This is a genomic window from Pseudonocardia sp. KRD291, from assembly GCF_019263595.1.
Taxonomy (GTDB): Bacteria; Actinomycetota; Actinomycetes; order Mycobacteriales; family Pseudonocardiaceae; genus Pseudonocardia.
Genome location: NZ_JADQDD010000387.1, coordinates 1 through 5,131, shown reverse-complemented (window position 1 = coordinate 5,131; position 5,131 = coordinate 1). Strand labels below are relative to the sequence as shown.

The following is a 5,131-nucleotide window of genomic DNA, read 5'->3' as shown; positions in this document are numbered from 1 at the left end:
GTCGTGGAGCCATGATGCGGGGATGGATCATCTTGCGACGCGTGCGGTGCACGCCGGCAACGACGTCGACCCGGGCACCGGCGCGATCCGGCGACCGCTCGTCACGGCCAACTCCTACGCGCTGCCCGAGGACCCGTCCGAGCTGGACTGGTCGGGTACCGCGACGGCGCTCTACACCCGCAACGGCGGGGCGAACCAACGGTGGCTGGAGCAGAAGCTCGTCGCCCTGGAGGACCCGGCGGGCGGCGGTGACACCGGCGCGGTCGCGCTCGCGTCCGGGGTCGCGGCGCTGCACGCGGTGTTCTTCACGTTCCTGCGATCCGGCGACCACGTCGTGTCCTCCGACGTCACCTACGTGGCCACGCACCGGCTGCTGACCGAGCTGCTCCCGGACCGGTACGGCATCACCGCGACGCTCGTCGACTCCTCCGACCCGGACGCCGTGCGGGCCGCGATCCGCCCGGAGACCCGGCTCGTGCACGTGGAGACCCCGGCGAACCCGACCACCCGGATCACCGACGTCGCCGCCGTCGCCGCGATCGCCCGCGAGGCCGGGGCGCTGTGCTCGGTGGACGCCACGTTCGCCACCCCGGTACTGCTACGCCCGCTGGAGCACGGCGCCGACCTCGTCGTGCACTCGCTGACCAAGTACATCAACGGCCACGGTGACGCGATGGGCGGCGCGGTGCTGGGGCGCGCCGAGCTCGTCGAGCGGGTCCGCGCGGACGCGATGGTCGACGTCGGCGGCGTGATCAGCCCGTTCAACGCGTGGCTGATCATGCGGGGCTCGGTCACGCTGCCGATGCGGATGCGCGCGCACTGCGGGAACGCCCTGGCCGTCGCCGAGTTCCTGGAGTCCGACCCGCGCGTCGCCTACGTCGCCTACCCGGGCCTGGCCTCGCACCCGCAGCACGAGCTGGCCGCGGCCACCCTCGACGGGGGCTTCGGCGGGATGCTCGCCTTCGCCCTCGACGGCGACCCGGCCCTGCAGAACCGGTTCGTCGCGGCCCTGCGGATCATCACCTCGGCGGTGTCGCTGGGCCACGACGAGACGCTGGTCGTGCACGTCGCGACGGGAGAGGACGGCCGGGCGGCGCACTTCCCGGAGCCGTTCCGCCGCTACGGGCACCTGCGCCTCTCGGTCGGGCTGGAGGACCCGCGCGACCTGGTCGCCGACCTGGCCCAGGCCCTCGACACGGTGCTCCCGCGCCCGTGAGCCGGCCGGAGGGGGTCAGCTCACGAGCGGGTGGATCGCCCAGAACGCGCACGCGGCGGCCAGCCCGGCCGCCGGGATGGTCAGCACCCAGGCCACCGCGATGTTGCCGGCCACGCCCCAGCGCACCGCGCTCAGGCGCTTCGTCGCGCCCACCCCGAGGATCGACGACGTGATCGTCTGGGTGGTGGAGATCGGCGCCGCGAACGCGAACGCCGTCGTGTAGAGCACCGCCGACGCCGTCGCCTCGGCGGCGAACCCGCGCGGGGGATCGAGGTCGATCATGCGGCGCCCGAGCGTGCGCATGATCCGCCAGCCGCCGGCGTAGGTGCCCGCCGACAGCGCACCGGCGGAGATCAGCACGACCCACCACGGCACGTCGAAGCCGGTGTGGAAGCCGCCGACCACGAGCGCCAGCACGATCACGCCCATCGTCTTCTGCGCGTCCTGCAGGCCGTGCCCGAGCGCCATCGCCGCCGCCGAGACGGTCTGGGCGTGCCGGAACCCGCGGGTGAGCCGGGACGGGCGCCCGCGCCGGAACAGCCACAGGATCGCGATCATCACCAGGCCCGCCAGCACGAAGCCGACGACCGGGGAGAGGACCATGGGGATGATCACCTTCTCCAGCACCCCGGACCACTGGACCCCTCCGGACGAGGCGAGCGCGGCGCCGACCAGCCCGCCGATCAGGGCGTGCGACGACGAGGAGGGCAGCCCGAACCACCACGTGATCAGGTTCCAGATGATCGCCCCGACCAGCGCCGAGAGCACCACGACGAGGCCGGAGATGCCCCGCGGCGCCTCGATGATGCCGCTGCCGACGGTCGAGGCCACCTCGGTGCCCAGGTAGGCCCCGAGCAGGTTCATCACCGCCGCCATGGCCAGCGCGACCCGGGGGGTGAGCGCACGGGTGGCGACCGAGGTGGCGATCGCGTTGGCGGCGTCGTGGAAGCCGTTGGTGTAGTCGAAGCCCAGCGCCACGACGATCACCAGGACGACGGCGGCGAGCTCCACTCAGGCTTCCTTGACCGCGATCGACTCGACGGTGTTGGCCACCGTCTCGAACGCGTCCGCGGCGTCCTCGAGGGTGTCCACGACCTCCTTGAGCTTGATCGCCTCCAGCACGGCGGCCGGGTCGGTGATCGGCTCGGCGGGGGACAGGATCCCGGCCAGCACGCGGTGGTAGACCTCGTCGGCCTCGTTCTCCAGCGAGTTGACGTCGATCCAGTACTCCTGCAGCTGCGACATCTTCTCCAGCCCCGGCATGGCCTGTGCGGTGCGCGCCGCGGCCCGCTGCAGCACGTCGACCTGGGAGTCCACGCCCGCGGGCAGCGGGCCGAGCCGGTAGAGCACGATCCGGTCGGCGGCCTCCTCGATCGCGTCGCAGACGTCGTCGAGCGAGGAGGCCAGCCGGTAGATGTCCTCCCGGTCGAACGGGGTCACGAACACCTTGTTGAGCTTGACCATGATCTCGTGGGTCAGCTCGTCGCCTGCGTTCTCCGCGTCCTTCACCCGCCGGGCTATCTCCGGGCGGGCCGCCGGTTCGGCCGCGACGAGCTTCGCGAGCTCGTCCGCGGCGACGACGATGTTCTCCGCCGCACGGGTGAACAAGGGATAGAACCCGCGTTCATGCGGCGTCAACCGGAAAGCCATGCGCCGTTCGTACACGGTCGGTCATCCGGCGCGGTGGCCGGGTCAGCCGATCAGCGACCGACCGATGATCTCCTTCATGATCTCGTTGGTGCCGCCGTAGATGGCCTGCACCCGCGAGTCCACGAAGGCCTTGGCGATCGGGTACTCCATCATGTAGCCGTAGCCGCCGTGCAGCTGCACGCAGCGGTCGACGACGCGCTTGAGCAGGTCCGAGGTCCACCACTTGGCCTTGGCGGCGTCGGGCACGGACAGCTCGCCCTCGACGTGCTGGCGGATGCAGCGGTCCACGAACACCTGCGCGATCGTGACCTCGGTGTCCATCTCGGCCAGCTCGAAGCGGGTGTTCTGGAAGTTCGACACCGGACGGCCGAACGCCTTGCGGTCCTTGGTGTACTCCAGGGTCTGGCGCAGCGCCGTGGCCGCACCGGCCACGCTGCCGACGGCGATCGACAGGCGCTCCTGGGCCAGGTTCTGCATCAGGTAGATGAAGCCCTGGCCCTCCTGGCCGAGCACGTTCGCCGCCGGTACCCGGACGTCGGTGAACGAGAGCTCGGCGGTGTCCTGGGCCTTCATGCCGACCTTCTTCAGCCGGCGTCCGCGCTCGAAGCCCTCCATCCCGCGCTCGACGACGAGCAGCGAGAAGCCCTGGTGCTTGGCCTCCGGATCGGTCTTCGCGACCACGATCACCAGGTCGGCCATGATCCCGTTGGTGATGAACGTCTTGGAGCCGTTGAGGATCCAGTCGTCACCGTCGCGGCGGGCGTTGGTGGCGATGCCCTGCAGGTCCGAGCCGGTGCCGGGCTCGGTCATCGCGATCGCGGTGATGATCTCGCCGGAGCAGAAGCCGGGCAGCCAGCGCTTCTTCTGCTCCTCGGTGCCCAGGCGCAGCAGGTACGGCGCGACGACGTCGTTCTGCAGCGGGAAGCCGATCCCGCTGGCACCGGCGGAGGAGATCTCCTCGGTGAGGATGGCGTTGTAGCGGAAGTCGTCGACGCCACCGCCGCCGTAGGACTCGGGAACGGCCATGCCCAGCAGGCCGGCCGCACCGGCCGCCTTCCAGACCTCGCGGCTGACCTGCCCGTCGTCCTCCCACTGCTCGTGGAAGGGCATGACCTCCTTGGCCAGGAACGTCCGGCACAGGTCGCGGAACGCGTCGTGTTCGTCGGTGAAGATGTCGCGCTGCATGGCAGTGAGTGTCACATACCGACGGGTAACTTCGCCTCGGTCGCGGGGGCCGGGGATGACCCGGCCGGGCCGATAGGGTGCGCACATGGGGCGGGGCGCATGAACCTTCTGGACGCGGCGGCGAACGTCTGGGACAAGACGGTGACCGGGCACGTGGCGAACCTGCACCGGATGCCGCGCGAGGCCGTCGTCGGGTCGCCGTCCGGGATCCTCTACCGGTACCTGCCGCGGTCGGGCGTCGACCAGGTCGGCGGCCCGCCGGTGCTGCTCGTGCCGCCGCTGGGCGCCCCGGACTTCGCCTACGACCTGCGTCGCGGCTGCTCGCTGGTGGAGCACCTGCTGCTGGCCGGGCGGCCGGTCTACCTCGTCGACTACGGCCCGATGTCGTTCGACGACCGGGGCCTGGGCATCGAGGACTGGGTGGACGACGTGGTGCCGCGGATGACCCGCGAGGTCGCCGCGGAGACCGGCGAGGACGTGCACCTGGTGGCCTGGTCCCTGGGCGGGATCTTCGCGCTGCTCGCGGTGGCCGCCGCCGCGCAGGCGGGGGAGTCCCTCCCGATCCGGACCGTCAGCGTGATCGGCACCCCGGTGGACATCTCCAAGGTGCCGCTGGTGGCCCCGATCCGCCCGCTCGCGCAGATCACCGGCGGCCGCGTCGTCTCCTCGATCTACCACGCGATCGGCAGCTTCCCGGCGCCGATGGTGAGCTGGGCGTTCCAGCTCACGGCGGTGGACAAGCTCGTCACCCGGCCGCTCGCGGTGCTCTCCCGGCTCGACGACCGCGACTGCCTGGCCCAGATCGAGGCCGTCGACCACCTGATGGCGAACATGCACGGCTACCCCGGCCGGGCGTTCGGGCAGCTGTTCCACCTGCTGGTACGCGGCAACGGCCTGTCATCGGGGGCCCTGACGCTGGGCGGGCGCCGGATCGAGCTCTCCGCCGTCGACGTCCCGGTGCTGGTCGTGGCCGGACAGGACGACGTGATCGCCCCGCTGAGGTCGGTGCGCCGCACGGTGGAGCTGCTCACCGGGTCGCCGGAGGTCCGGTTCGCCACCGCCCCGGGCGGGCACCTGGGC

General features: G+C 71.6%; 5 protein-coding genes. 2 read left to right on the top strand and 3 right to left on the bottom strand.

Translation table 11 applies throughout. The features are described 5' to 3' along the window. Positions 1 to 22: 22 nt before the first annotated feature. Complete coding sequence (locus I4I78_RS30350) at positions 23 to 1,216, top strand: PLP-dependent aspartate aminotransferase family protein (RefSeq protein WP_218614945.1); 1,194 nt, start codon at positions 23 to 25, stop codon at positions 1,214 to 1,216. A gap of 15 nt (positions 1,217 to 1,231) precedes the next feature. On the opposite strand, the gene I4I78_RS30345 is transcribed toward I4I78_RS30350, so the two are convergent. Genes I4I78_RS30345 through I4I78_RS30335 form a run of 3 tightly spaced genes read right to left on the bottom strand, consistent with a single transcriptional unit; the run spans position 1,232 to position 4,051 of the window. Next, positions 1,232 to 2,227, bottom strand: coding sequence for an inorganic phosphate transporter (locus I4I78_RS30345; RefSeq protein WP_218614944.1), 996 nt, complete (start codon positions 2,225 to 2,227; stop codon positions 1,232 to 1,234). Then, on the bottom strand, positions 2,228 to 2,866 hold the full coding sequence (locus I4I78_RS30340; RefSeq protein ID WP_218614943.1) for a DUF47 domain-containing protein: 639 nt from the start codon (positions 2,864 to 2,866) through the stop codon (positions 2,228 to 2,230). A gap of 42 nt (positions 2,867 to 2,908) precedes the next feature. Next, a complete protein-coding gene (locus I4I78_RS30335; RefSeq protein ID WP_226380732.1) occupies positions 2,909 to 4,051 on the bottom strand; it encodes an acyl-CoA dehydrogenase family protein in 1,143 nt (380 codons plus the stop codon). A gap of 99 nt (positions 4,052 to 4,150) precedes the next feature. On the opposite strand from I4I78_RS30335, the gene I4I78_RS30330 reads away from it, so the two are divergent. Continuing rightward, the coding region (locus I4I78_RS30330; RefSeq protein ID WP_218614941.1) for an alpha/beta fold hydrolase at positions 4,151 to 5,131 on the top strand (981 nt) is incomplete at its 3' end.

What these genes read in the sequence shown, in the direction of transcription:
- I4I78_RS30340 (WP_218614943.1), bottom strand. Translation starts at nt 2,866, where the DNA reads ATGGCTTTCCGGTTGACGCCGCATGAACGCGGGTTCTATCCCTTGTTC.
- I4I78_RS30350 (WP_218614945.1), top strand. Translation starts at nt 23, where the DNA reads ATGGATCATCTTGCGACGCGTGCGGTGCACGCCGGCAACGACGTCGAC.
- I4I78_RS30335 (WP_226380732.1), bottom strand. Translation starts at nt 4,051, where the DNA reads ATGCAGCGCGACATCTTCACCGACGAACACGACGCGTTCCGCGACCTG.